Annotated in this window: 20 protein-coding genes, 1 rRNA gene, 1 pseudogene and 1 riboswitch; of the genes and pseudogenes, 8 read left to right on the forward strand and 14 right to left on the reverse strand. The window is 70.7% G+C overall.

Annotated features, from left to right (window positions below; all coding sequences use genetic code 11):
• The 4 genes from ABZ822_RS31205 to ABZ822_RS31220 all read left to right on the forward strand — a co-directional run.
• Window positions 1-235 (forward strand): GNAT family N-acetyltransferase (locus tag ABZ822_RS31205; protein ID WP_360861576.1); only part of this gene is annotated, 235 nt, incomplete at its 5' end.
• 742 nt (window positions 236-977) lie between these two features.
• Window positions 978-1,805: an FAD binding domain-containing protein gene (locus ABZ822_RS31210; RefSeq protein WP_360861616.1), complete on the forward strand. Its 828-nt coding sequence runs from the start codon at window positions 978-980 to the stop codon at window positions 1,803-1,805.
• Window positions 1,802-4,519: a molybdopterin cofactor-binding domain-containing protein gene (locus ABZ822_RS31215; RefSeq protein WP_360861579.1), complete on the forward strand. Its 2,718-nt coding sequence runs from the start codon at window positions 1,802-1,804 to the stop codon at window positions 4,517-4,519. Before ABZ822_RS31210 ends, ABZ822_RS31215 begins: the two co-directional genes overlap by 4 nt.
• Window positions 4,520-4,707: 188 nt before the next feature.
• On the forward strand, window positions 4,708-5,532 hold the full coding sequence (locus ABZ822_RS31220; RefSeq protein ID WP_360861581.1) for a PhzF family phenazine biosynthesis protein: 825 nt from the start codon (window positions 4,708-4,710) through the stop codon (window positions 5,530-5,532).
• A 61-nt stretch (window positions 5,533-5,593) separates the two neighbouring features.
• On the opposite strand, the gene ABZ822_RS31225 is transcribed toward ABZ822_RS31220, so the two are convergent.
• The gene (locus ABZ822_RS31225) at window positions 5,594-6,397 is read right to left on the reverse strand and encodes a CPBP family intramembrane glutamic endopeptidase (protein WP_360861583.1); all 804 of its coding nucleotides are present in this window, start codon (window positions 6,395-6,397) and stop codon (window positions 5,594-5,596) included.
• Between the two features lie 100 nt (window positions 6,398-6,497).
• Here ABZ822_RS31225 and ABZ822_RS31230 point away from each other — a divergent pair, with 100 nt between their 5' ends.
• Window positions 6,498-8,276 carry a substrate-binding and VWA domain-containing protein gene (locus tag ABZ822_RS31230; protein WP_360861585.1) on the forward strand — a complete coding sequence of 593 codons (1,779 nt, stop codon included), beginning with the start codon at window positions 6,498-6,500 and terminating at the stop codon, window positions 8,274-8,276.
• Between the two features lie 112 nt (window positions 8,277-8,388).
• On the opposite strand, the gene ABZ822_RS31235 is transcribed toward ABZ822_RS31230, so the two are convergent.
• Window positions 8,389-9,891, reverse strand: coding sequence for a glutamate-cysteine ligase family protein (locus ABZ822_RS31235; RefSeq protein ID WP_360861588.1), 1,503 nt, complete (start codon window positions 9,889-9,891; stop codon window positions 8,389-8,391).
• Between the two features lie 490 nt (window positions 9,892-10,381).
• On the opposite strand from ABZ822_RS31235, the gene ABZ822_RS31240 reads away from it, so the two are divergent.
• Window positions 10,382-10,990: a hypothetical protein gene (locus tag ABZ822_RS31240; RefSeq protein ID WP_360861590.1), complete on the forward strand. Its 609-nt coding sequence runs from the start codon at window positions 10,382-10,384 to the stop codon at window positions 10,988-10,990.
• A 413-nt stretch (window positions 10,991-11,403) separates the two neighbouring features.
• Complete coding sequence (locus tag ABZ822_RS31245; protein ID WP_360861592.1) at window positions 11,404-11,610, forward strand: DUF5999 family protein; 207 nt, start codon at window positions 11,404-11,406, stop codon at window positions 11,608-11,610.
• A 133-nt stretch (window positions 11,611-11,743) separates the two neighbouring features.
• On the opposite strand, the gene gcvP is transcribed toward ABZ822_RS31245, so the two are convergent.
• Window positions 11,744-14,629 carry an aminomethyl-transferring glycine dehydrogenase gene (gcvP, locus tag ABZ822_RS31250; RefSeq protein WP_360861594.1) on the reverse strand — a complete coding sequence of 962 codons (2,886 nt, stop codon included), beginning with the start codon at window positions 14,627-14,629 and terminating at the stop codon, window positions 11,744-11,746.
• 184 nt (window positions 14,630-14,813) lie between these two features.
• Window positions 14,814-14,910: riboswitch (glycine riboswitch) on the reverse strand.
• 123 nt (window positions 14,911-15,033) lie between these two features.
• Between gcvP and ABZ822_RS31255 the strand changes: the two genes are divergently transcribed.
• A complete protein-coding gene (locus ABZ822_RS31255) occupies window positions 15,034-15,417 on the forward strand; it encodes a PRC-barrel domain-containing protein (protein ID WP_360861618.1) in 384 nt (127 codons plus the stop codon).
• Here the strand turns inward: ABZ822_RS31255 and ABZ822_RS31260 are convergent.
• The 11 genes and pseudogenes from ABZ822_RS31260 to rrf form a co-directional block, all read right to left on the reverse strand.
• Window positions 15,327-16,934 carry a DNA polymerase IV gene (locus ABZ822_RS31260; protein WP_360861596.1) on the reverse strand — a complete coding sequence of 536 codons (1,608 nt, stop codon included), beginning with the start codon at window positions 16,932-16,934 and terminating at the stop codon, window positions 15,327-15,329. The two genes, ABZ822_RS31255 and ABZ822_RS31260, sit on opposite strands and share 91 nt — an antisense overlap.
• Before the next feature lie 53 nt (window positions 16,935-16,987).
• Window positions 16,988-17,599 (reverse strand): MerR family transcriptional regulator, encoded by a 612-nt coding sequence (locus ABZ822_RS31265; RefSeq protein WP_360861598.1) that lies wholly within the window; start codon window positions 17,597-17,599, stop codon window positions 16,988-16,990.
• 177 nt (window positions 17,600-17,776) lie between these two features.
• Window positions 17,777-18,250, reverse strand: a complete 474-nt coding sequence (locus tag ABZ822_RS31270) for a bifunctional nuclease family protein (RefSeq protein ID WP_360861600.1) — start codon at window positions 18,248-18,250, stop codon at window positions 17,777-17,779.
• A gap of 50 nt (window positions 18,251-18,300) precedes the next feature.
• Window positions 18,301-19,044, reverse strand: a complete 744-nt coding sequence (locus tag ABZ822_RS31275) for a MerR family transcriptional regulator (RefSeq protein ID WP_360861603.1) — start codon at window positions 19,042-19,044, stop codon at window positions 18,301-18,303.
• 29 nt (window positions 19,045-19,073) lie between these two features.
• Window positions 19,074-19,853 carry an FHA domain-containing protein gene (locus ABZ822_RS31280; RefSeq protein WP_360861605.1) on the reverse strand — a complete coding sequence of 260 codons (780 nt, stop codon included), beginning with the start codon at window positions 19,851-19,853 and terminating at the stop codon, window positions 19,074-19,076.
• Between the two features lie 190 nt (window positions 19,854-20,043).
• A pseudogene (locus ABZ822_RS31285) lies at window positions 20,044-20,757 on the reverse strand (DUF881 domain-containing protein); the annotation flags it as partial.
• A 707-nt stretch (window positions 20,758-21,464) separates the two neighbouring features.
• Window positions 21,465-21,797 carry a small basic family protein gene (locus tag ABZ822_RS31290; protein WP_019708255.1) on the reverse strand — a complete coding sequence of 111 codons (333 nt, stop codon included), beginning with the start codon at window positions 21,795-21,797 and terminating at the stop codon, window positions 21,465-21,467.
• Window positions 21,794-22,714, reverse strand: a complete 921-nt coding sequence (locus ABZ822_RS31295; RefSeq protein ID WP_360861607.1) for a DUF881 domain-containing protein — start codon at window positions 22,712-22,714, stop codon at window positions 21,794-21,796. The genes ABZ822_RS31290 and ABZ822_RS31295 overlap by 4 nt, the downstream gene beginning before the upstream one ends.
• Before the next feature lie 150 nt (window positions 22,715-22,864).
• Window positions 22,865-25,360 (reverse strand): mannose-1-phosphate guanyltransferase, encoded by a 2,496-nt coding sequence (locus tag ABZ822_RS31300; RefSeq protein WP_360861609.1) that lies wholly within the window; start codon window positions 25,358-25,360, stop codon window positions 22,865-22,867.
• Between the two features lie 129 nt (window positions 25,361-25,489).
• A complete protein-coding gene (gene pgsA / locus ABZ822_RS31305; RefSeq protein ID WP_360861612.1) occupies window positions 25,490-26,098 on the reverse strand; it encodes a CDP-diacylglycerol--glycerol-3-phosphate 3-phosphatidyltransferase in 609 nt (202 codons plus the stop codon).
• Between the two features lie 230 nt (window positions 26,099-26,328).
• Window positions 26,329-26,419: ribosomal RNA gene (rrf, locus tag ABZ822_RS31310) — 5S ribosomal RNA — on the reverse strand; the annotation flags it as partial.

Raw genomic sequence — 26,419 nt, forward strand, 5'->3', positions numbered from 1 at the left:
GGGCGAGGATCGAGCGACGGCGGGGGTGACCCTGATCCCGTCCCGGTCGACCGGGAGCGCGCCTCAGGTGATCGGATGGGTCCTGATCGACCAGGCGCTGACCCTGGCCGGGGAGGCAGGGGCTCGGACCGTTGACCTCACCTCGCGGCCTTCGCGAGAGGCCGCGAACCGCTTGTACGAGCGGGCGGGGTTCCACCGCAGAGAGTCGACCGTCTATCGAGTCACCCTGGACTGAGGCGCGGCCTCACCGGCCGCCCTGGACCTGCATCGCCTTGTGCCGGCAGCGTGCCCACCGGACTGCACTCGCCGCACCCGTACGCAGGGAAAGGCGGAAGGGGCCCGGAGGGCGCGGGCGTCGGCCGGGATGCCCGACGCCCGGCCATCGCCGCCACGCCCGCGCGCGGGATGCACCGGGACGGCTGCGCACCCGCACCCGCACCCGCACCGCCAACGCACCCCACCCCTCGGCGCGTTGACACCGCCGCCTCACTCCGAAACCCGACCGCACCATCCCCGCACCATCCACCGCGGCTGCCCGCCCGACCTCGGACCCGGCGCAGCCGAACCCGTGCTGCGGTATGTCCGTTCTGCGATATCCTGAGGAAGGCATCTGAGCGCCCGCCGGTCCGCCCTCGAGCGGTTCGACAGCACCGGCCAGAAGGGGTTCTGTCGCTCGAGGTTGTGCCGCTCCCAGCGCGTTCGAGGCCGGTCGCCCGGTCGTGGCCGGTCGGGATCGCGCCGGAGGCGAGCGGGGCGCCGCGGCGTGTACACCGAGCCGAATGCCCCAAATCGCAGAGCGAGTTGGCGGCTGGTCGCCGAGTGAGTTCGCGGCGCTGCCTCGCGACAGAATCCGATCCGCCAGAACCCGATCCGCCGGGGGCCGGCGTCATTCCGGCGCGAGCCGCGCCACGCGCCGGGGATCGCGCTCGGCCCGCGGTCCGTCGCACGATTGCCGTCGTCAGGGAGACCGGTTTCCCATGGACCTCAACACCATCACCGAAGTCGTCCGGCGACCTTCCGACCGACCGGGCTCGGACTGGCGTGAAGGCGACGCCTGGCTCGCCGGCGGAACGTGGCTGTTCTCCGTCGAGCAGCCCGATCTCCACCGGCTGGTCGACCTGACGGCCTTGCGGTGGGACCCACTCGTCCCGAGCGACTCCGGTCTGGAAATCGGCGCGACGTGCACCATCCGCGACCTGTACGCCTTTGCCTCTCCTCACGATTGGCACGCGGGCACGCTCTTCGCGACGAGCTGCGAGGCCTTTCTCTCCTCGTTCAAGGTCTGGAACTCGGCGACGGTGGGCGGCAACATCTGCATGTCTCTCCCCGCCGGTCCCATGATCACGCTGACGGTCGCTCTGGAGGCGACGTACGAACTGTGGGCTTCCGACGGATCCACACGCACCGTCGATGCCGCCGACTTCGTGACCGGCGAACACAACAACGTCCTCGGTGCCGGCGAAATCCTGCGACGCGTCACGATCCCGGCGCATGCCCTGCGGAAACGTCCCGCGCACCGCCGCTTCTCGCTCACCCGTCTCGGCCGTTCGACGGTGTTCCTCATCGGTACCCGAACGCCGGGAACGGACGACCTGTTGCTCACCGTCACGGCCGGGACGACACGGCCCGTGCGTTTCGCCTTCGCCACCCTGCCCGATGCCCGCACTCTCCAGCAGAGGATCGACGACATCCCCGCCGGTGTCTGGTTCGCCGATCCCAACGGGACCCCTGACCACCGTCGCCATCTGACACAGCACTTCGCCGAAGAGATTCGCCGCGAACTCATCTCTGGGGCCGAGACATGACGTACATCGTGAACGGCATGAGGTTCGGCGAGGAGCCGGACCCCGGCCAGTGCCTGCGCACCTTCCTCCGCTCGCTCGGGCACCACGGCGTCAAGAAGGGCTGCGACGCCGGGGATTGCGGCGCGTGCACGGTGTGGCTGGACGGCGATCCGGTACACAGCTGCATCACCCCCGCCTTCCGCGCGGAAGGCCGTGAGGTGACGACGATCGAGGGCATCGGTTCACCGGGCAATCTGCACCCGATGCAACGGCGATTCCGTGACGCCCCCGGATTCCAGTGCGGTTTCTGCACCGCTGGGATGATCATGACCTCTGCAACATTCACCGAGGCCCAGAAGTCGGATCTGCCACGGGCGTTGAAGGGCAATCTCTGCCGCTGCACCGGCTACCGGGGGATCGAGGACGCCGTGAACGGTGTGGCCGGCGTGGAGACCGCCACACCCGGAAAGGCCGTCGGGACGAGCGTGGGCGCGCCGGCGGCGAACGACGTGGTGACCGGTCGCGCCGAATTCACCATGGACACCGAGATGGAGGGCATGCTGCACCTCAAGGTGCTGCACTCCCCCCACGCACACGCCCGGATCGTCTCGATCGACAAGACCGCCGCCCTCGCGGTGCCCGGCGTGCATCGCGTCTACACCTGGGAGGACGTACCGCGGAAGCGCTACACGACGGCGATCCACACCGACCATCTCGTCGATCCGGACGACACCTTCATGCTCGACGACACGGTCCGTTTCGCCGGTCAGCGGGTCGTCGCCGTCCTGGCCGACACGGTCGGGGCGGCCGAGGAGGGCTGCCGCAAGGTCGACATCGAGTACGAGGTGCTGCCGGCCGTCTTCGACCCCGAAGAGGCGATGGCCGACGGAGCACCGCAACTGCACGGCACGAGCGACCCCTTCGTCCGCGACCCCGTGCACAACACCCTTTTCGAGATCCATACGCACATCGGCGACGTCGATGCCGGATTCGCCGCGGCCGATGTCATCCACGAAGGCACGTACGTCTCACCGCGGGTGCAGCACGCGCATCTCGAGACCCACGGATCGATCGCGTGGATGGAGAACGGCCGCCTCAACGTCCGTACGAGTTCCCAGTCTCCGTCCATCGCGAAGGTCAAACTCGCCTACCTCTTCGCGCTGCGGCCGGATCAGCTCCGCGTGTTCTGCAAACGCGTCGGCGGGGGTTTCGGCGGCAAACAGGAAGTGATCTCGGAGGATCTGGTCGCGCTCGCCACCCTGGACACCGGGCGGCCGGTCTGCTGGGAGTACACCCGCGAGGAGGAGTTCACCACGGCTTCGCCCCGGCACCCGATGGCTCTGACGGTCAGACTCGGCGCGAAGGCGGACGGAACCCTCACGGCATTCCAGGTCCGCAATGTGTCCAACACGGGCGCCTACGGAAACCACGGCGGCGAAACGCTGTTCGCGGGCGGCGCCGCCGTCATGATCTACCGCTGCCCCAACAAGAAGTACGACGCGTACTCGGTCTACACGAACACCGTCCCCAGTGGAGCGCTGCGCGGTTACGGGATGACGCAGCCCGCGTTCGCCGTGGAATCGGCGATGGACGAATTGGCGCGTGCCCTGCACATGGATCCGCTCGCCCTGCGCCGGCGCAACATCGTGCGGCCGGGAGAACCGCTCGTCGCCATGGACGACGGCCCCGACGACGTGATGTTCAGTGAGGACGGGCTCGGGAAATGCATCGACCTGGTCGATGACGCGATGGCCCGTACGGCCGACGAGCCGGGCCCCGGTCCCGAATGGCTCGTCGGGTCCGGCGTCGCGAGTTCCCTGCACGAGACCGCGCCCCCGACCGAACACATCTCGGAGGCCTGGGTCACGCTGGGCGACGACCTCATGTACGAATTGGCCGTCGGTACCGTCGAATTCGGCGAAGGCACATCGACCGCGCATGTCCAGATCGCGGCCAACCAGCTCGGCACGACGCCGTCACGCATCCGCCTGGTGCAGTCCGACACCGACCGCACCGGATTCGACACCGGAGCCTTCGCGAGTGCGGGCCTCTTCGTATCGGGCAATGCGGTTCTCCGGGCGGCGAATGCCGTACGCGACCGCATCCTGGAGTTCGCCGCCGCCCACACGGGCGTCCACCTCGTGATGTGCTCCATGGACGACGAGGGGGTCGTCTGCGGCGACCAACGCGTGTCGCTCGCCGAACTCGTCGCCTTGGCCCGCGCACGCGGTATCCGGTTCACCGCCGCCCGCAAGGCGCACGGCTCGCCCCGGAGCGTCACCTCCAACGCGCAAGGGTTCCGGATCGCGGTCCACCAGGTGACGGGTGAGATCCGCATCCTCCGGAGCGTCCAGGCGACCGACGCGGCCGAGGTCATCAACCCGGCCCAGGTCCGGGGACAGGTGGAAGGCGGCGTGGCCCAGGGCATCGGCTTCGCGCTGACCGAGCATTTCCAGGTGGACGCGGAGGGCGTGATGGTCAACCCCAACCTCCGCAACTACCGCATCCCGACCTACGCCGACGTCCCCCGCACCGACGTCCTCCTGGTGCACTCCTCCGACTCCTTCGGGCCCCTGCGGGCGAAGGGGATGGCCGAGTGCTGCATCAACCCGGTGGCTCCCGCGCTGGCGAACGCCCTCCAGGACGCCACGGGCGTCCGCTACCGTTCGCTGCCGCTCACTCCGGAACGCATCTACAGCAGGCTCCCCGAGAGCCAGGCCGTGCGTCCCGGCTGATCATGAGGAAACGGGTCATGAGGGAACGGTCATGAGGAACGAGTCGTGAAGGACCGGGGCATGGAGGACCGGGCCGGACCGGTCGTACCGCCGCACGCCGTGCGCGAGCGCCGGACCTGAACGGACAGGTCCAGGAAGCCGGAATTGGCCTTGTTCCCGACCGCGGCGCCCGCCGTACGCTCTCGCCCATGCGCATCCGAATCGTCGACGCCTTCACCGACCGCCCCTTCGCCGGGAATCCGGCCGGGGTCCTGCTCCTGGACCGCGACGGGTTCCCCGACGACGTCTGGCTGCAGCGCGTCGCCGCGGAGGTCAACCTCTCCGAGACGGCCTTCGCGCACCCCCTCCCCCAGGGCGGGGACGCCGACTGGGCCCTCCGCTGGCTCACCCCGGTGTCCGAGGTGAACCTGTGCGGACACGCCACGCTCGCGACCGCCCACGTCCTGCACACCACGGGCACCGCGAGCGGCACCCTCCGGTTCGCCACGCGCAGCGGCCTACTCACCGCGACCGCCCACGACGACGGCTCGATCACCCTCGACTTCCCGACCGCGCCGCTGACGACACGTGACGACCTCCGCGCCGAAGCGGCCGCCGCCCTCGGCGCCGACGTCCTGTCGGCCCACGACACCGGCCCGAACATCGGGGACCTGCTCGTGGAGCTGGCCGACGAGAAGGCCGTACGGGCTCTGGCCCCCGACTTCGCCGCCGTCGCCCGGCTCGGTCACCGCGGCGTCATCGCCACCGCCGCGCCCGAAGACCCCTCCGGAGGCCACGACTTCGTGTCGCGCTTCTTCGGACCGGCCGTCGGCATCGACGAGGACCCGGTGACGGGCAGCGCACACACCGCGCTGGCCCCGTTCTGGTCCGCCCGCCTGGGCCGCGACGACCTCACCGGACTCCAGGTCTCCGCCAGGACCGGGCTCGTCCGCACGGCGCTGCGCGGTGAGCGCACCCTGCTCTCGGGATCCGCGGTCACGGTCATCGACGGCGAACTGCTCACCGCTCCCTGACCGCCCGGCCCCGTCGCGTACGCGGGGGGGGCGTACGACACTCGGACGGTCGGCGCGACGCTCACTTCGTGGGCAGCCAGCCCACCTTCCCCGCCAGCACCGCGTACCCGACGAACGCCACGATGTCGATCAGCGCATGGGCCGCGACCAGCGGCCCGACCCGACCCCACCGCCGGTAGAGCAGCACGAACACCACGCCCATCACCATGTTCCCCACCAGTCCGCCGATGCCCTGGTAGAGGTGGTACAGCCCGCGCAGGCCGGCGCTCGCGGCGAGCGAGGCGGCCGGGGTCCACCCGAGCTGCCCGAGCCTGCGCAGCAGATAGCCGACCACGATCACCTCCTCCACCAGCGAATTCTGGATGGCCGATGCGATCAGCACCGGGATCTTCCACCAGACGTCGGGCAGCGACTCGGGGACGACCGTCAGATTGAACCCGGCGGCCCGGACGCCGAGGTAGAAGAGCAGTCCCGTACCGCCGATCGCCGCCGCAACCGCCGCACCCGCCCCGAGGTCGAACCCCGGCCTGCGCCGGTCCAGTCCGACGGCCCGCAGGCCCCCGGCGCCCTCCCGCAGCAGCAGGTGCGCGACGAGCGCGACGGGTACCAGAGCGGTGCCGATCCCGAAGACCTGCCACGCCAGGTCGAGCCACGGACGCCCGGGCGCGGCCGAGGAGTTGAGCAGGGCGGCCTGGTCCTTGAGGCCGCCGGGCTTCGTCACCGAGCCCACAAAACTGATCAGGGCGGACACCGCGCTGGCGCCCACCGACAGCGCCAGCACCAGCAGCGTCTCCGTGCGCAGCACACGCGGCGGCAGCTGCTCAGGGGAGAAGGAATCGGCCACCCGTCCGGACTCTGCCTGCACGCCCGCCTCCAGTTCCACAATCCCGCCCTCGCCGTCTTCCCCGCGCCGCTATCGTCTCGAAAGGCAGTACGAAGATCGTCACGACAGGCCGGGGAGACCCATGGGACGTCACAGCTTGCCCCACGCCTCCGCTCCTGACCGTACGGGGGGCCGTTCCACGGCCCGCCGGCGTACGGTCGTGATCTCCGCCGTCCTCGTTCTGGCCATGGCCGCGGGCACGGCCGTCGCGCTGAGCAGCGGCCTGCGCCCCTTCGGCGGTTCCTGCGACGGCGAGGACATGCCGCTGCGCGTCGCCGCCTCCCCCGACATCGCGCCCGCTCTGCGCACCGTCGCCGACCGTGCCCGGGACTCCGGGGTCCGTACGGACGGCCGCTGCCTGGACGTCCGGGTCACCGCGCGCCCCGCCCACGAGGTCGTCGAGGAGCTGACGGGGCCGCGCAGCACCTCCGCCGGTTACGAGGTCTGGCTGCCGGACTCCGGCCTCTGGGTCGACCAGGCGCGCGCCTCCGGCACCGCCCCGGCGCTCGGTGAGGGCGGCAACGTCGCGTCGTCGCCGCTCGCCCTCGCCGCCGTGCCGTCCGCCGCCGAGAAGCTCGGCTGGCCCGACAAGACGTACACCTGGGCCGGTCTGGCCGAGGAGGCGCAGCGGGAGGAACTGCCGCTGGGCGTGGCCGATCCGGACCGCAGCGCCGTCGGACTGCTGTCCCTCGCCCGGCTCGGCGCCTCGTCCAAGGACTCGTCCAAGGAGGAGAAGTCCGGCGGCGAGACCCTGGCCGCGGGGATGGCGCGGAAACTCGCCGGGCACACCGAGGAGAGCGACGAGCAGGTACTCGCCTCCCTCCCGCGCGCCGAGTTCGGGGCGGACAAGGGAGATCCCAGCGGGAACCCCGCGCTGATCGTGTCTGAGCAGGCGGCGCACCAGCACAACACGGGCGGATTCGGGGGCGATCTGCGGCTGTTCTATCCGGAGGACGGCAGCGCACAGCTCGACTACCCGTACACCCTCGTCGGCGAGGACACGCTCACCTCACGCCAGACGCGGGCCGCCACCCGCTTCATGACGCTGCTGGGCACGGGTGACAGTCTCGACGTGCTCCGCGACCACGGCTTCAGGACCGGTGGCCTCCCGCCCAAGGCGGCGGCAGCGTGGGCCGCGGGAGCGAAGGAGCCGCAGCCGTACGACGCCGCGCCCGCCAAGGCCCCGACCAGCGCGGAGGTCCAGGCGACGCTCGGGCTGTGGGCGATCACCGTCAAGAGCGCGCGGCTGACGGCCGTGGTGGACGCGTCGGACTCGATGTCCGCACCCGTCCCCGGCGAGGACGGCCGGTCCCGGATGGACGTCACGCGCGGCGCCCTCTTCCAGGCCCTCTCCACCTTCAAGGCGGAGGACGAGATCGGTCTCTGGGACTTCGCGCGGCGGCTCGACGGCTCCCGCGACTACCGCCGGCTCGTGCCCACCCAGCGGCTGGACGAGCGGACGGACGGCCGGACGCAGCGCGAACGGCTCACGGCCGCGGTCGAGGACCTGGATCCCGTGTCCGACGGCGCCACGGGGCTGTACGACACCGTGCTCGCCACCTACCGCGAGGCGGCGGAGAACTACGGGCTGGGCCGCTTCAACGTGGTGGTGCTGCTGACCGACGGCTCCAACCAGGACCCCGGGAGCATCTCCCGGGACGCGCTGGTCGGGAAGTTGAGGAAGCTGGTCGACCCGCAACGCCCGCTGCCGCTGATCGCCATCGCGGTCGGACCCGACGCCGACAAGCGGTCGTGCGAGGAGATGGCGAAAGCGACGGGCGGCTCCGCGTTCCGGGTCGAGGACCCGGCTGAGATCCACCAGGTGATGCTCAGGTCGATCATGGCAGCGGCCCGGCGCTGAGCGGCGGGCACCGCGCACCGCCGCGCCGGTGGCGAAACCGGTACCGATGGTGAAACGCCTCTCCCGGAGCCCGGCCCGCGAGCCGCCCGGAGCCGGGCCCAGGAGGGACGTTTCAGCCGGGGTACGACACCGGCCAGGTGTGCACGGGCTCGCCCGCACGCATCAACTCGCTGTAGCGACGCGTGGTCGCGGCGAGCGCTGCGTCCCGGTCCAGGCCCCCGTCAAGCCCCCGGTGGAAGGTCGCGGCCTGCCATGCGGCACCGTTCATCCGGCGCCGGCAGCGCTCCTCGATGACCCCGAGATAGCGGTCCCGGTCGGCCGGTTCGACACCCCACTCGTCCAGCCCGGCGGCGGCCAGCGGCAGCAGTTCGTCGCGCACCAGACGGATGGCCGGCACCTCGGCCACCGTGCCCGAACGGCCGGGGCGCGGCCAGCGCAGGGTGGCGTCGATGCCGTAGCGGCAGGCCGCGTCGAAGTTCTCGGCTGCCTCGGCGAACGACAGCTTGGACCACACCGGGCGCGACTCGTCCGCCAGCGTGCGCACCAGCCCGTAGTAGAGCGCGGTGTTGGCGATCACGTCGGTGACGGTGGGCCCGGCGGGCAGAACGCGGTTCTCCACCCGCAGGTGCGGAACGCCCTCGGCGACGGCGTACACCGGACGGTTCCAGCGGTAGACCGTGCCGTTGTGCAGCACCAGTTCCTGCAGTTCGGGGATCTTGCCGTCGTCCAGGACGCGCAGCGGGTCCTCCTCACCGCAGATGGGAAGCAGGGCGGGGAAGTAGCGGAGGTTCTCCTCGAAGAGGTCGTAGGCGGAGTCGATCCAGCGCTCGCCGAACCAGGTCCTCGGCCGTACGCCCTGCTCCCTCAGCTCCGGCGGACGGGTATCGGTGGACTGCTGGAACAGCGGTGGCCTGGACTCGCGCCACAGCTCCCGCCCGAAGAGGAAGGGGGAGTTGGCGCCCATCGCGATCTGCACGGCGGCCACAGCCTGCGCCGCGTTCCACACCGCGGCGAACCGCCCCGGCGTGACCTGCAGATGGAGTTGTACGGAGGTGCAGGCGGCCTCGGGGGCGATCGAACCCGTGCGGTAGGTCAGCCGCTCCACTCCCTCGATGTCGAGGGCGATCTCCTCGCCGCGCGCCGCGAGGATCTGGTCGTTGAGCAGCATGTAGCGGTCGACCTCGGAGAGGTTCGAGGAGACGAGGTCCTCGGTTCCGAGGGTGGGGAGAATGCCGACCATCACGATCTCCGCGTCGACCTCGCGCGCCTTGCGGTCCGCATAGGCGAGCCCGGTACGGAGTTCCTCTGCGAGCCGGTCGAGGACGCGCCCCGACATACGGTGCGGCACGATGTTCACTTCAAGGTTGAACTGGCCGAGCTCCGTCTGGAAATCACCGCTCGAGATGCGCTCCAGCACTTCCGCATTCAGCATGCGCGGCATCCCGTCGGCGCCCGCGAGATTGAGTTCGATCTCCAGCCCCATCAGATTCTTGGGGCGGTCGAACCGCTTCTCCTCCAGCAGCCGCTCCAGTCCCTCGAGACACTGCCGCAGCTTGCGCCGGTAGAGCTGCCGATCGGACAGGTCGAACCCGCCTGCCACGACCTTCTCCCCCATCGGAGAGTCCCTCCTCGAGTGGGCTGCCCGTGGCCACGGCCACGGCGTCAGGGTCGATGATGCCCAGGCAATGTGATCGATAACGCCCGGCGGACACCGCATGCCCAGTAGGCTCGTCACTACACATACTCCGGCACATTCCATAGGCATAGCGCGCTGTCCCGGGCCTCCCGCATTGCACCCGCGAAAAGCAGGGGCGGGAATCGGCCTACCGCCTTCACGGCATAACCCGAGGCAGCGGGCCGGAGCGGGCGGACAGAATAGGCGTAACCCTCTCGGAGCAAAGACCGAATACGGACTTGCCCGCAATGTCGGCGACAGCTAGCGGAAACACCGAGTGAACAGACGTCAGATAAACTTCGCGAACGAGGGCAGAGAGTGAGCGTCACCGGCATTTCGATCAGCCGGCCCCCTCTGACCCCGAACCACGCTGACAACGTCGTCCGCAACGCCCCGCACCACGTGTCTCCCAAGTGAGAGGCGACCCACCATGCCGCTGCATGTCCCCCCGGCACCCCAGCCAGCCCTGCGCAGCGCCCTCGCGGCCCTTGGCTCTCCCACCGCGGTACGTGACCCCCGTACCCCGGCACTGCGGACCGTAAGCGGTCCGCTGGCCCCCGAGCTCCCGCTGCCGGTCCATGTCCTCGACCGGGTCGTCAGCCATCAGGGGATACCGCGCACGCGGCTCGCCGGCTGGCGCTTCCTGGTGCGCGGCGGCGACCGCGCCGTGGCGGCGGCCGAGACCATGCTGACCCCGGACGGCTGGGCCTTCTCGCACTTCTTCGAGGGGCCGTACGTGGCGTCGACCGAGCGCGCGCTGCGCCAGGCGGAGGCCCTTCCGGGCACGTACCAGCCGCGGCTGCTGTCCGTACCGGAGCTCTACATGATCACGCTGTGGCTGCACGGGGACGTCGAGGCCGACGCCACCCAGGGTTCGCCCGCGCCCAACGACGTCCTGGTGCCGCTCGCCCCGGCGCCTCCCGGCATCGCGGCGCACCGGCCGCACCGCGTCGCGGACCTGCTGCCCGTGCTGACGCTCCGGATGACGCCGCCCCCGCTGATGGGCCTGGGGACACCCGCCATGGGCTCCCCCGCCTGACCCCGAGGGCCCCGGCCCCTTCGCGCGGCATGAGCGTGCCCCGCGGCCCGACGGCCGCGGGGCCGCGCTGTGTACGGGTCCTCCCGGCGTCCTGTCCGCCGCCCCCGCACGTCCGCCGGGCTTTACCGAACGAGGACTCCGCTGTCCCGCTCCCACGCGCGGCACGTACGGCGCCCACCCATACGGACTAGCCCGGTATGACCAATCACAACCACCCGAAGTGACGGCTGGGCCGCGATGAACCGTCCGCCCGGGTGACGCGTCATGACCCAGTAAGAGCGGCTGCCGCGAAATCCCTGCGGAATCCCGCCGGTAGGGCAAGACTGGGGACCGACCGAACAACAACGGGGGGCGGTATGAACACCGCAGCGATCAAAAGAACAGCCACCACATCACAGCGAAAGAACCCGCCCATGTGCGAGCACAAGCCACCCTGTCCGTCAGCCGACTCCGCCGACCGGGAGGCCGCGCAGAGCGTGGCGCACCACCCGGAGCAGGGCTGGAGCCTGCTGTGCAACGGCGTCCTGCTCTTCGAGGACACCGGTGAGCTGCTGCCGGACGGGCAGATCATCGCCCCGCACCGGCCCCTCGGCTCGGCGCAGGTGATGACCGCCGCGTGACCGCGGCGAACCGGAAGCCGATCGGCGCCGCGCACGACGGCGGGGCCGACGAGCCTTCCGGGGACGAAAGACAGGGGCCGGCCTGGCGACATGCGCCGAACCGGCCCCGATGCGTATCCCCCGCCGGGCGGGGTCAGCCCTCGTAGTCCTCCAGCGGCGGGCACGAGCAGACCAGGTTGCGGTCGCCGTAGGCACCGTCGATACGGCGCACCGGCGGCCAGTACTTGTCCGCGGCCGAGACCCCGGCGGGGAAGACCGCCGTCTCACGGCTGTACGGCCGCTCCCACTCGCCCGCCAGGGCGGCCGCCGAATGCGGCGCTCCCCGCAGCGGGTTGTCGTCCGCGGGCCACTCGCCCGAGGCGACCCGCTCGATCTCGCCGCGGATCGCGATCATCGCCTCGCAGAAGCGGTCGATCTCCGCGAGGTCCTCGCTCTCCGTCGGCTCGATCATGAGGGTCCCGGCCACGGGGAACGACATGGTCGGGGCGTGGAAGCCGTAGTCGATGAGCCGCTTGGCGACATCGTCGACGCTCACACCGGTCGCCTTGGTCAGCGGCCGCAGGTCCACGATGCACTCGTGCGCCACCAGCCCGCTCGGGCCGGTGTAGAGCACCGGGTAGTGCGGCTCGAGACGCTTGGCGATGTAGTTGGCGCCGAGGACCGCGACCTGCGTGGCCCGGCGCAGGCCCTCCGCACCCATGAGCCGGACGTACGCCCAGGAGATCGGCAGGATGCCCGCCGAGCCCCACGGGGCGGCCGAGATCGGGCCGACGCCCGTCGCGGGACCGGCCTCCGGCTGGAGCGGGTGGTTCGGCAGGTACGGCGCGAGGTGCTCGCGCACACCGACCGGGCCGACGCCCGGACCGCCGCCGCCGTGCGGGATGCAGAACGTCTTGTGCAGGTTGAGGTGCGAGACGTCGCCGCCGAAGTGGCCCGGCTTGGCCAGCCCCAGAAGGGCGTTGAGGTTCGCACCGTCCACGTACACCTGGCCGCCCGCGTCGTGCACGGCACCGCAGATGTCGGTGATGTGCTCCTCGAACACCCCGTGCGTGGACGGGTAGGTGACCATGAGCACGGCGAGCTGGTCACCGTACTGCTCGATCTTGGCGCGCAGGTCCTCGACCTCGACGTCGCCGTCCTCACCGGTCTTCACCACGACGACCTTCATGCCCGCCATGACGGCGCTGGCGGCGTTCGTGCCGTGCGCGGAGGACGGGATGAGGCAGATGGTGCGCTGGTCGTCGCCGTTGGCCCGGTGGTACGCCCGTACGGCCAGCAGCCCGGCCAGTTCGCCCTGGGAGCCGGCGTTCGGCTGGATGGACACCTTGTCGTAGCCGGTGACCTCGGCGAGCCGCTCCTCGAGTTCGCGGATCAGGGTCAGATAGCCCTGGGCCTGCTCGGCCGGCGAGAAGGGGTGCAGCGCCCCGAACTGCGGCCAGGTGACCGGCTCCATCTCGGTGGTCGCGTTGAGCTTCATCGTGCACGAGCCGAGCGGGATCATGCCGCGGTCGAGCGCGTAGTCCCGGTCGGCCAGCTTGCGCAGGTACCGCAGCATCGCGGTCTCGGAGCGGTACTGGTGGAAGACCGGGTGGGTCAGGTAGTCGTCGGTCCGCAGCAGCGCCTCGGGCAGGGCCTCCCCCACCGACGCGTCCAGCGCCTCGACGTCACCCGTGACGCCGAACGCGCCCCAGACGGCGGCGAGTTGCTCGCGCCCCGTGGTCTCGTCGCAGGCGATCCCGACCAGGTCCGCGTCGACCCGGCGCAGGTTGACCCCGGCGTGGCGGGCGGCGGACACGACCTCGTCGGCCCGCCCCGGGACGCGCACGGTGACGGTGTCGAAGTACGCGCCGTGGACGACCTCGACGCCACCTGCGCGCAGGCCCTCGGCGAGGATCGCGGCGTAGCGGTGGGCACGGCGGGCGATGGCCGCCAGCCCGTCGGGGCCGTGGTAGACCGCGTACATCCCCGCCATCACGGCGAGCAGCACCTGCGCGGTGCAGATGTTGCTGGTGGCCTTCTCACGGCGGATGTGCTGCTCACGGGTCTGCAGGGCCAGGCGGTACGCCTTGTTGCCGTCCGCGTCCACGGAGACGCCGACGAGGCGGCCGGGCAGGCTGCGGGCGAACTTCTCGCGCACCGCCATGTAGCCGGCGTGCGGACCGCCGAAGCCCATCGGGACGCCGAAGCGCTGGCTGGTGCCGACCGCGATGTCCGCGCCCAGCTCGCCGGGGGAGGTCAGCAGGGTGAGGGCGAGCAGGTCGGCGGAGACGGTGACGATCGCGCCCAGCTCGTGCGCCCGCTCGATCACGGGCCGCAGGTCCCGCACCTGGCCGGAGGCGCCCGGGTACTGCAGCAGGACACCGAAGACGCCGCGCTCGGCGACCTCGGCCGGGATCCCGCCGGACAGATCGGCGACGACGACCTCGACCCCGGTGGGTTCGGCACGCGCCTCGATCACCGCGATCGTCTGCGGCAGGCAGTCGGCGTCGATCAGGAAGACGCCGTCCTTGACCTTGCCGACGCGCCGGGAGAGCGCCATGGCCTCGGCGGCGGCGGTGCCCTCGTCGAGCAGCGAGGCGCCCGAGGTGGGCAGACCGGTCAGGTCGGCGACGACCGTCTGGAAGTTGAGCAGCGCCTCCAGGCGGCCCTGCGAGATCTCCGGCTGGTACGGCGTGTACGCGGTGTACCAGGCCGGGCTCTCCAGGACGTTCCGCAGGATCACCGGCGGGGTGAAGGTGCCGTAGTAGCCGAGCCCGATCATGGGCGCCAGCACCTCGTTGCGCTCGGCCAGCTCGCGCAGCTCGGCGAGCACCTGGTCCTCGCTGCGTGCGTCCGGCAGGTCCAGCGCGCCCGTGCTCTTGATCACGTCGGGAACGGCCGCGGTGGTCAGCTCGTCCAGCGAGCCGTAGCCGACCTGGGCCAGCATCTTCGCCTGGGCCTCGGTGTCGGGGCCGATGTGGCGCTGTTCGAAGGGGGTGCCACGCTCCATATCGGAGAGCGGGATGCGGTTGGCGGTCATCTGCGGAGGCCTCCTGGTCGACACGACCTGCGAGGGATACCCGTACAGGTACCCCGACGGCCTCCCCCTCTGTCATCTCGACCTGAGAGCTTCACCGGTCCGCCTGGGCGGTCCGGCTTGCACCGTCGGTGAGGAGGGGTTCCGGCACGCCAGGCCCGGTACCGCCCCTGCTTTCCAGAGTGACCTCGTCCGTGCGGTACGTGTGCCTGAGAGATTCCGGGGAGGGTTTGCTCCTTCGGCGCCTCCGGCCTGACGGCGGAGGACTCTCCCGCACGGGGTCAGCAGCCGTTTGCCAGCGTACCAGCGCACCTCGGGCCAAGGATCTGGGCGGATCCCGAGTGGCCGACGTCCGCGATGTGTCCTTTCGTTGTTTCATGGAGGACGACGACGAGTTGGAGGGCACCGTGCAGTCGGACATCGATCCGCGGAGCCTGATCGGGCGCAAGGCGTTCGATCTCGACGGGGCGAAGATCGGCACCGTGGACGAGGTGTACCTGGACGACGCGACCGGGCGTCCGGAGTGGGCCGCGGTCCGCACCGGGATGTTCGGGCGCGACGCCTTCGTCCCCCTGGAGCCCAGCGAGGTGGTCGAGGACACGCTCCGCGTCCCGTACCGCAGGTCTCTGATCAAGGACGCGCCTGATTTCGGTGTGGGCCGCCATCTCTCCCCCGAGCAGGAGCTTCAGCTCTACCACCACTACGGGCTCGACGCCTCGGCTCCCGGCAGCGACGCGGGCGACGAGGACGGCGACGGGGACTTCGGCCGTATCGCGGGCGAGGACGGCTGAGCCTCCCCGTCCCCCTCCCGCCGAGCGTCCCTCTCCTCCGCCGGGCGCCGGTCCTGTGCGTCCGCGAAGTCCGCTGCATTCGCTGCGTCCGCTGATTCCGCGCCTGAGGCCGGCTCCGCGGGCGGGCGCTCCCGGGCGAGGAGGGGCGCCGGCTCGGCCGGTTCGAGATCCGGATCGTCCACCGGGAACGTCCGCACCCGCCCGGGAGCCGACCAGGGCTGCTCGAAGCGCACCGTGACCCGGCCGACGCCGCTGCCCTGCACCCAGCCCGTACCGAACTCCGCATGCCGTACGTCGTGCCCCGGCACCCAGCGGCGCGGCCCGGCCTCCGCGGCGGCCGGCTCCGGCTCTCCCGGCCCCGGGGGCGCCGGCTCGCTCTCCGCGCCGTGCGTCACCGCCGTCCCCTCGGCCTCCGCCGCCGCAGCGGCACCGGCCGCCTCCGCTGTCGCGGCCTGGGCGAACAGGTCCTCCTGCGTGAAGTCGGCGAGCCCGGTGACGCCCACACCGAGCAGCCGCACGCCGCCCGTGGTGTCCACGCTCTCGATCAGCCGAGCGGCGGCCTCCTGGATCACCGCCGGGTCGTCGGTGGGCCCACGGAGGGTCTCGGAGCGGGTCAGCGTCGAGAAGTCGTAGCGCCGGACCTTCAGCACGACCGTACGGCCGGACCGGCCCGCCGACCGGAGCCGCTGGACACACCGCTCGGCAAGGCGCCGGACCTCGCCCTGGACCCGCGCCCGGTCGTGCAGGTCGACGTCGAAGGTGTCCTCCACCGACACCGACTTGGCGTCGCGCTCGGCGACCACCGGTCTGTCGTCGAGCCCCTGCCCCATGGCGTGCAGCGAGCTGCCGTGCGCCTTCCCCAGCAGCCGCACCAGCTCGTCCTCCCCGGCCTCGACCATCTCCCCGACCGTGTGGATCCCCGCCCTGCGCAGATGCTCGGCCGTCGCCGGCCCGACCCCGGGGAGCGTACGCACCGTCATGGGCTCCAGCAGCGCGCGCTCGGTACCGGGCTCGATGAGGACCAACCCGTCCGGCTTGGCCTGCTCGGAGCCGATCTTGGCGAGCATCTTCGAACCGGCCAGCCCGACCGAGCCCGTCAGCCCGGTGACGGACCGGATGTCCCGGCGCAACTGCTCCCCCACCGCCTGCGCCGCCTCCCCGGACGCCGCCGCTCCGCCCGCCTCGAGGTCGACGAACGCCTCGTCGAGGCTCAACGGCTCGACGAGCGGCGAGAGCGCGTGCAGCAGCTCCATCACGGCATCGCTGATCCTGCGGTACAGCGCGAAACGCGGGGCGAGATAGGCGGCGTTCGGGCACAGCCGCCGCGCCTGGGCCGTCGCCATCGCGGAGTGCACACCGAAGACCCGGGCCTCGTACGACGCGGTGGCCACCACGCCCCGGGGCCCGATGCCGCCGACCACGACCGGCTTCCCGCGCAGGCTCGGCTTGGACGCCTGCTCCACCGATGCGTAGAACGCGTCCATGTCGAGATGCAGGATCGTCGGCGCGGCTCTCACGTCACCGATGCTCCCCTACGGCACTGACATCGGCCGCCGCTCCCGGCGGGAGGTCAGACGGCGCGGTTACGGCGCCGGGCGAGCTCATCGGCCGGGTTGTGCCCGACGAGCGTCTCACCGGTGTCCACACGCTCCCCGTGGAGCTGGGCGAGCGCGTCCTCGACATCCCGCCAGACGACGCCGACCGCGATGCCGAAGATGCCCTGGCCGCCCTGGAGCAGGCTCACGACGTCGTCCGGGGACGAGCACTCGTAGACGGTCGCGCCGTCGCTCATGAGCGTCATCTGTGCGAGGTCGGCGCGCTGGCGCGTGCGCAGGTGCTGGACGGCCGCACGGATGTTCTGCAGCGAGACGCCGGTGTCCAGGAAGCGCTTCACGATCTTGAGTACGACGACGTCCCGGAAGCTGTAGAGCCGCTGGGTACCCGAGCCGTACGCCGGACGGACGCTCGGCTCGACCAGACCGGTGCGCGCCCAGTAGTCCAACTGGCGGTAGGTGATGCCCGCTGCCGCGCACGCCGTGGGACCGCGGTATCCGACCAGGTCGGAGGGGTCCTCCACCGCATCGTCCGGCCCCGTGGAGGGGTGCCGGAACGGGGTGTCGGCCGCGCGCCCATGGAGCGGGATCGGCCCACCCGCCGCTGTACCGTCGCCGGTGCTGCTCACGCCGACCTCCGTCCTCGACCTGCCTCCTCGAAGGTAGGCAGTCACCCCGGGTGCGTCAACGATCGCCACACTTGGCACGCCACGTGATAATCACCCTAAGGGTGGTTTCTCGTGACCCGTTCCAGGGAAGCCCGTTCGGCCCATCGGCCCCCGGGCGGCGCGGCGGCGGCCCGCGGCCTACTCGCGGTTGGTGCCGAAGTCCTCGGGCGAGATCTGGTCGAGGAACTCGCGGAACTTCTCCACCTCGTCCTCCTGCTCGTCCGGGATGGCGATTCCCGCGTCGTCCAGCACGCCGTCGCTGCCGTAGATGGGCGTACCGGTCCGCAGGGCGAGCGCTATGGCGTCGGAGGGCCGGGCGCTGACCTCGACCCCGCTGGCGAAGACCAGCTCCGCGTAGAACACGCCCTCGCGCAGGTCCGTGATGCGGACCTCGGTGAGCGTCTGGCCGACCGCCTCCAGCACGTCCTTGAACAGGTCGTGGGTCAGCGGCCGGGCCGGTGCCATGCCCTGCTGGGCGAAGGCGATCGCGGTCGCCTCCCCGGGCCCGATCCAGATGGGGAGGTAGCGGTCGCCTCCCACTTCACGCAGGAGCACGATCGGTTGGTTGGAGGGCATTTCCACCCGGACACCCACGACGTCGAGCTCGTTCACACAGCAACCCTAGGACGTGCCCGGCCGGTTTGGGTAGTCGGGCCCGTCCTTCAGTGCAGCCGACCGCGCAGCGCGGACTCCACGAGAGCGGCGTGCAGGCGCACGGAGAGCGTCGCCAGCTCACGCGCCGTGGTCTCCGCATGAAGCCTGGTCTGAGGGTTGCGATGGCGCCTGAGCGGGGCCACGACCTGCTCGACGAGATCGGCCTCGCGGTCCGCCGCCGCCTTCATGACACGCAGATGACGCGGTTCCAGGCCGAACCGGCCCAGATCGGCGACCAGGCGGGCCACGGAGACCGTCTCCAGGTCGTAGCCACCCTGCTCGTCCGGGGCCATCAGGCCGTACGACTCCCACTCCGCGAGCTGGTCCTCGCCGACCTCGGCGGCGGCGAGGAGCTCGGCGCGGCCCACACGGGCCGCGGCCGGGGCGCCGCCGTCCCCGTCCAGCGCATCCTCCAGCGGCTCACGGGAGCGCCCCGGGGCGGGCAGGCGGACCTGCTCACCCCGCTCCAGGGCCTCGAGATGCTCCCGGATGACCTTCAGCGGGAGGTAGTGGTCACGCTGCATACGCAGGACGTAGCCGAGCCGCTGGACGTCCTCAGGGCTGAACTTGCGATAGCCCGATGGGGTACGCCGCGGCTCGACCAGGCCCTCCGCCTCCAGGAAGCGAATCTTGGAGATGGTGACCTCGGGGAACTCCTCGCGCAGCCGCTGGAGCACCGTGCCGATGCTCATCAGTCCGCCTGCCGTGACGGCGGTGCCGGAACCGGCACCGCCCGACGGTGTCCGACGCATGGCCCTTCCCTGGTCGGGTGCCCGAGCGGTCAGATGCCCCGCTGGCTGGCGTAGAAGACCAGCCGGTACTTGCCGATCTGCACCTCGTCGCCGTTCGCCAGCGCCACGGAGTCGATCCGCTCCCGGTTGACGTAGGTGCCGTTGAGGCTGCCGACGTCGGAGACCGTGAAGCCGCCGTCGCCACCGCGACGGAACTCCACATGACGCCGGGAGACGGTCACGTCGTCCAGGAAGATGTCGCTCTGCGGATGACGCCCGGCCGTGGTCAGGTCACCGTCCAGGAGGAAGCGGCTACCGGAGTTCGGGCCGCGGCGGACCACCAGCAGCGCCGAGCCGAGCGGCAGGGCGTCGACGGCGGACTGGGCCTCGGGGGACAGCGGAGGAGCAGTCTGCCCCGTGGCCTCGGTCTCGTAGGACTCGATGCCCGAGATCGAGATCGTCGAGGTCGTCTCCGAGGCGCGCTCGGAGCCGCCGGCGCGCAGCGGCGCCCCGCAATTGGAGCAGAACCGGCTGGCCTCGGCATTCCGGTGTCCGCACCTCGTACAAACCGGCAAAGCGGTGAACCCTCCACCCGTACTTGAGGTTGATGGTTCCTCGAAACCTATGCGCCCCGATACCGCAGGGTCAACTGAAGACGCGCCGTGACCACCCGGAATGTCGCCACCGCTTCCCCCGACCTGGTCACGGAACAGCGGGCGCTCCTCGGAGGGCGCGCTCTCCTCAGCGGAGTGCCCCGCGCGGTGGCGGGCCGTGCCGCTCTCACCGCCGTCTCGCGCACTCTTGCCGAACAACTTCGCAAACAACTTCACGGGCGATTCCCCTTGACCTCAACAGACCCGCCCGTGGGGCAGGACGACACCTCGCTGCACACACCGGCCGACCCGGACACCCTCACAACGTCCGTGACCGCCTGACAGTTTCCACCACACATCACCCCTGTGATGCCCCGACCCCCCGCACCAGCTCGCACCGGCCGCGCGGCCCCCGTGCGCGCACCGTTCACTGCGATGACGACCGAGCGTAGTCAGGCCGCTCCGCCGATCGCAAGGCATCCACGACGATCCTCTCAGAGCGGTCAACTGCGACAGTTGCCTGCTCCTTCTCAAGGGTCTGGACCACGCCGCCGGGGATGTTCAGTGCCGGTTCGAGGTCCTGCGGCTTGCCGATGACCTTGAAACGGAAGGGAGGTGAGACTTTCTTCCCGTCGACTCGTACCCCGCCGTCGGAGTCGGTCACGTACGAATCGGCAACGATCCGAACGTTGTTGAGCTGGATGGCCTCCGCTCCGGCCGCCCGGAGTTCCTGGATCGCGTCGAGCAGCATGTCCGCCTTGACGGCCCCGGCGTTGCTCACCGTGATCGTGATACCCGGCCCCTCCGCGGCGACCGTGCCGGCGAGCACGCCCAACTGCTGCTCCTTCTGGACCGTCTGCTTGCGCGCCTCCTCCGCCTGGTCCGAGGAGTTCTCCAGCTCGGTGCGCTGCTGGTCAAGGCCCTGCTTCTCGTCCTCGAGGCGCTGGGTGCGGTTGTCGAGCTCGTCCAGGATGCGTACGAGGTCCTCCTGGCGTGCGCCGCGCAGCGCGCTGTTCTCGGTGGTCGAGCGCACCTGGATGGCCAGGCCGAGGCCCAGCACGAACAGCAGGAGCGCGACGATGAGTTGGGCACGCGTCACTCGCGGCGGCCAGAGCCCCGCGGCGAGCCGCTGACGGCCCGTGGTCCCGCCTGCGGACGCCTCGGCGGCCTCCTCCCGCTCCGGAGACCCGCCGGGAACTCCCGTGGCCGCGGAGGGCGTTGGTACGCCCGGTGCCTGCGGTGTCCTCGGTGCGCCCGGTGCCTGCGGTTCGGGTGCGGCGGAGGTGCCTCCGGGACGCTTCGGCGGCGGCTGCTGCCGCTGGGGCCGGGGTGGCTGCTGCGCCGACTGCGGCCGCTCCGGCTGGGGCTGCGGCCGCGGTTGGGGCTGCGGACGTCGCTCGGGCCGCGGTTGCGGCGGCCGTCCCTGCGGTTCCGGCTGCTGACCTGGGCGCGGCTGCGGACGCGCCGGCTGTCCGGGGCGCGGCTGCTGACGGCCGGGCTGCGGCGGCTGCTGGCCGGGGCGCGGCTGAGGCTGGGGCCTCTGCTCCGGTTGCGGCTGCGGGCGCCGCTCGGGCTGCGGCTCCGGCCGCGCCTGACGTCCCGGCTCCGGCTGCGGGCGCGGCTGCTGCTGACCAGGCTCCGGACGCGGCTGGGGCCGCGGGCGCTGCTCCGGCTGCGAGTGCGGTTCCGGCCGCGGCTCAGGCTGCGGACGGGGTTCAGGCTCCGGACGCTGCTCCGGCTCCGGCCTCGGCTCGGGCTGCGGCTTCGGCTCCGGCTTCGGCGTCTCCTCCGGGCCGTTGCCCTCCGGTTCGCCGGGAGTCCTCGGTGTCTCGTCGTTGCTCATCGGCCTCACGCCCGGAAGACATGCCGGCGGATCGCCGCGGCGTTGGAGAAGATGCGGATGCCGAGGACGACGACCACGCCGGTGGAGAGCTGCGCGCCGACACCGAGCTTGTCGCCGAGGAAGACGATCAGCGCGGCCACCACGACGTTCGACAGGAACGACACCACGAAGACCTTGTCGTCGAAGATCCCGTCCAGCATGGCGCGGAGGCCTCCGAAGACCGCGTCGAGGGCCGCGACGACGGCGATCGGCAGATAGGGCTCGACCACCGCCGGTACCTCGGGCCTGACCAGCAGTCCCACCACGACTCCCACGACGAGGCCCAGTACGGCGATCACGATGTGCCCTTCCCTGTGTCGGCGGCGTTCTTGTCCGCGCTACCGGTGACCGGCTTTGCGTTGCGTACGATCAGGCTCGGTGCCGCGGGCAACCGGACGTCCTCCTGCGCCGTGATGCTCGCGCGGACGCCGTAACTCTCCTTCAGCACCTGCAGGTACTGCCCGTCGGCGCTGTTCTGGAAGTCGGTCGCCAGCCGCTGCCCGTCCCCCACCGCCAGCACCGTGTACGGCGGCACCAGCGGCCTGTTGTCGACCAGTATGGCGTCACCGGCGGCCCGGATCGCCGACAGGGCCGTCAGCCGCTGACCGTTGATCGAGATCGCCTCCGCGCCCGCCTCCCAGAGGCCGTTGACGACGCGCTGCATGTCGCGGTCGCGGACGCGGCCGGTGTCGGAGAAGCCGTTGCCCTCGCGGGGGCCGTCGCCGCCCTGCTCCGCGTCCCGGGCGTCGTTCACGACGAGCTTCACGCCCGGGCCGTGCACCGGCGTCGCACCCGCGAGCAGCGCCACGGTCTCGGCGTTCTCGCCACCGTGCCGCTCCAGGGCCTTACGCTGCCGGTCCTCGACCTGGTCGCGCAGCGTGTCCACGCTCTTCTGGAGGCGGTCCACCTCGGAGGTGGAGGAGTCGATGCGGTCGATCAGCTCCTGGCGCTCCTTCGCGATCGCCGGAGCCGATATCTGCGTCTCGGCGGCCCCGACGGTCACCACGGCCGCGGCCAGGACGAGTCCCGCGGCGAACCCGAGCTTGGCGCGGAGCGGCTTGGGCCGCCCCTGCGTGCCCTCCGCTGTACGCCGGGCGGCTGCCTCCGCGTAGCCGTCGTCGAGGCTGTGCTCCGTCACATTCGTCAGCAGCGACATCGACGCGTCGGGGCGGGACGGGCGCGAAGCTGTGCTCCGATCGGGGGGCTGCTGCGACATGCCGCACATCGTCGCACGTCGCGACCCCTACCGCCGAATGGGGCCGCCGACGCGCCGGTGCGGGGATCCGCCACTCACGGAACCCCGCACCGACCGCTCAGGAGGAACCAGGACAACCCCGGACGGCTCCTCGGAGCGAACCCCGGAAGGTCAGCGTCCGGCGCTCTCCACCACCTCGGACCACTCGTCCAGGAGCGCCTGCGCCGACGCCTCGTCCGGTCCTTCCGCCCACAGATGGGTGACGGCCTCGGAGGGGTCGGGCAGCACCATGACCCAGCGCCCGTCGGTCTCCACGACCCGTACTCCGTCGGTGGTGTCCACGGACCGGTCGCCGGCCGCCTCCACCACGGTCCGCATGACCAGGCCCTTCACGGCCCACGGGGTGGCGAGATCGCGACGCAGGACATGGGCGCGCGGGATACGGGCGTCGATCTGACTCAGCGTCAACTGGGTACGGGCGACGAGTCCGACGAGCCGTACGAAGGCGGCCGAGCCGTCGAAGACACTGCTGAACTCCGGCACGATGTAGCCGCCGCGCCCGTCGCCCCCGAAGATCGTCGACTCGTCACGGCCGACGCGGGTGAGATCGTCGGGCGATGTCGTCGTCCAGTCGACCTGGGTCCCGTGGTAGGCCGCGACCTGCTCGGCGATCCGCGTCGTGGTGACCGGCAGAGCGACCCGGCCGCTGCGGCGCTCCGCCGCGACCAGGTCGAGCAGGACCAGCAGCGCGCGGTCGTCCTCGACGATCTTGCCGCGCTCGTCGACGAGCGAGATCCGCTCCCCGACGGGGTCGAACCGGACGCCGAAGTCCGCGCGGGCGGACGAGACGATCTCCCCGAGGCGTACGAGCCCGGCACGGCGGGCCTCACCCGTCTCCGTCGGACGCGACTCGTCCAGACCGGGGTTGATGGTCAGCGCCTCGATCCCGAGCTTGCCGAGGAGGCTAGGCAGGACGAGGCCGGCGCTGCCGTTGGAGGCGTCGACGACCACCTTGAGCCCGGCCTCGGCAACACCCGTGGTGTCCACGGCCCGCAGCAGCGACCCGGTGTACGAGTCGAAGACGCTGGCGGGGAAGCGCAGATCACCGATCTCGCCGGGGAACGCGCGACGGTACTCCTGGCGCGCGAAGACCCGGTCGAGCTTGCGCTGGCCGGCCTGCGAAAGATCCGCGCCCCGCTCGTCGAAGAACATGATGTCGACCGAGTCCGGGACACCGGGCGACGTACGGATCATGATGCCGCCCGCACCACCGCGCGCGGTGAGCTGACGGGCCACGGGCAGAGGGACGTTCTCCAGATCCCGTACGTCGATCGCGCTCGCCTGCAGGGCGGAGATCATGGCCCGTTTCAGGGCACGGGCACCACGTGAGTGGTCACGGGCGGTGGTGACGGTCGAGCCCTTCTTGAGCGTGGTCGCGTAGGCGCCCGCGAGGCGTACGGCCAGCTCCGGCGTGATCTCCACATTGAGGATGCCGGAGACGCCGCGGGCGCCGAAGAGCTGCGCCTGGCCGCGGGACTCCCAGATCACCGAGGTGTTGACGAACGCGCCCGCCTCGACGGTCTTGAAGGGGTACACGCGCACATTGCCCTGGACGATCGACTCCTCGCCGATCAGACACTCGTCGCCGATGACGGCGCCGTCCTCGATACGGGCGGCCCGCATGATGTCGGTGTTCTTGCCGATGACACATCCACGCAGATTGCACTGCTGGCCGATGTACACGTTGTCGGCGACAACGGCCCTGTGGAGAAAGGCGCCGCTCTTCACGACCACGTTCGACCCGACGACGGTGTGCTCGCGCATCTCGACGTCCGCCTCGACCTTGGCGTAGTCGCCGATGTACAGAGGCCCTCGCAGCACGGCGTCGGAGTGCACCTCCGCGCCTTCGGCGACCCAGACGCCGGGCGAGATCTCGAAGCCGTCGATCTCGACGTCGACCTTGCCCTCGAGGACGTCGGCTTGCGCCTTGACGTAGCTCTCGTGGGTGCCGACGTCCTCCCAGTACCCCTCGGCCACATAGCCGTAGATGGGCTTGCCGTCCTTCATGAGCTGAGGGAAGACGTCGCCGGACCAGTCGACGGACGCATCGGCCTCGACGTAGTCGAAGACCTCCGGCTCCATCACGTAGATGCCGGTGTTGACGGTGTCGGAGAAGACCTGTCCCCAGGTCGGTTTCTCCAGGAACCGCTCGACCTTGCCGTCGTCGTCGACAATGGTGATACCGAATTCCAGCGGATTCGGGACGCGCGTCAGACAGACGGTGACGAGCGCACCCTTCTCCTTGTGGAAATTGACGAGGTCGGTGAGATCGAAATCGGTGAGGGCATCACCGGAGATGACGAGGAAGGCGTCGTCCTTGAGTGCGTCTTCCGCATTTTTCACACTGCCGGCAGTGCCGAGCGGCTTTTCCTCATGCGCATAGGTGAGTTCCATGCCGAGTTCTTCACCGTCGCCGAAATAATTCTTGACGAGTGAGGCGAGGAACTGCACGGTCACCACGGTTTCGGTGAGCCCATGGCGCTTCAGCAACCTCAGCACGTGCTCCATGATCGGCCTGTTGACAACAGGCAGAAGCGGCTTGGGCATACTGGAGGTCATCGGACGAAGACGAGTACCTTCGCCACCGGCCATCACGACGGCCTTCATGTCGGAAGCGTCCTCCTTGAAGAGACGACGGTCAAGCCGACTGTGCCCGTCCAGACGGCCCAGGGAACGCGAACTCGGGCACCCAGCCCCGACCGGCGGTGAAATCGCGGTGACGCCGTGTCGCCAGGCTCAGTCGGCCGCGGCGTCCGCCTTGACGAGTCGGCGGACCTGAACCACGTAGAGGATCCCTGCCCACCAGTAGAGCGTTGTACCCCATCCCGCGAACGCCCATCCGAAAATAGCAGCGAGTGAAGGAACCCAGCCACTTCCGTCACTCAGCAGCAGCAACGGGAAGGCGTACATGAGGTTGAACGTCGCGGCCTTGCCGATGAAGTTCACCTGCGGCGGCGGGTACCCGTGGCGGCGCAGGATCAACACCATCACGGCCAGCACGAGCTCACGGGAGAGCAAAACAATGGGCACCCAGAGGGGAAGGATTTCCCGCCAGGTCAGTCCGATGAGGGTCGTCAGGATGTAGAGCCGGTCCGCGGCCGGATCCAGAAGCCGGCCGAGGTTGCTGACCTGGTTCCACCGGCGTGCGAGCTTGCCGTCCAGGTAGTCGGTGACACCGCTGAGAGCCAGGATGAGCAGAGCCCAGCCGTCGACCTTGGGGCCGCCGAACTCGGGCCACAGGATCAGCCAGAGGAACAGCGGTACGCCGAGGAGGCGCGCCATGCTGAGCATGTTCGGGATGGTGAGGACGCGGTCCGTCTGGACGCGCGTCTCCTGGGCCTCCACCCGCGTGCCTCCTGCGAAGAACGTGCCGACAATGCCCCCTGACCCTACCGGCACGGATTGCCACGCTGCACCGAGGGTCCCGGGCAGGGCTCCAGGTCGGGACCGGGCGGACCCCCTTCAACGGTCGGCGGCCGGTGACCTTCGGAGGACCATGGGCGGCGGTGTCCGCGGGAACGCAAAAAGCCGTGGTGTCGGACGAATTTCTCGGTCCGACACCACGGCTAATGATTGTTCGGCGGCGTCCTACTCTCCCACAGGGTCCCCCCTGCAGTACCATCGGCGCTGAAAGGCTTAGCTTCCGGGTTCGAAATGTAACCGGGC

The organism is Streptomyces sp. NPDC047108, assembly GCF_040643575.1.
Lineage (GTDB): Bacteria > Actinomycetota > Actinomycetes > Streptomycetales > Streptomycetaceae > Streptomyces.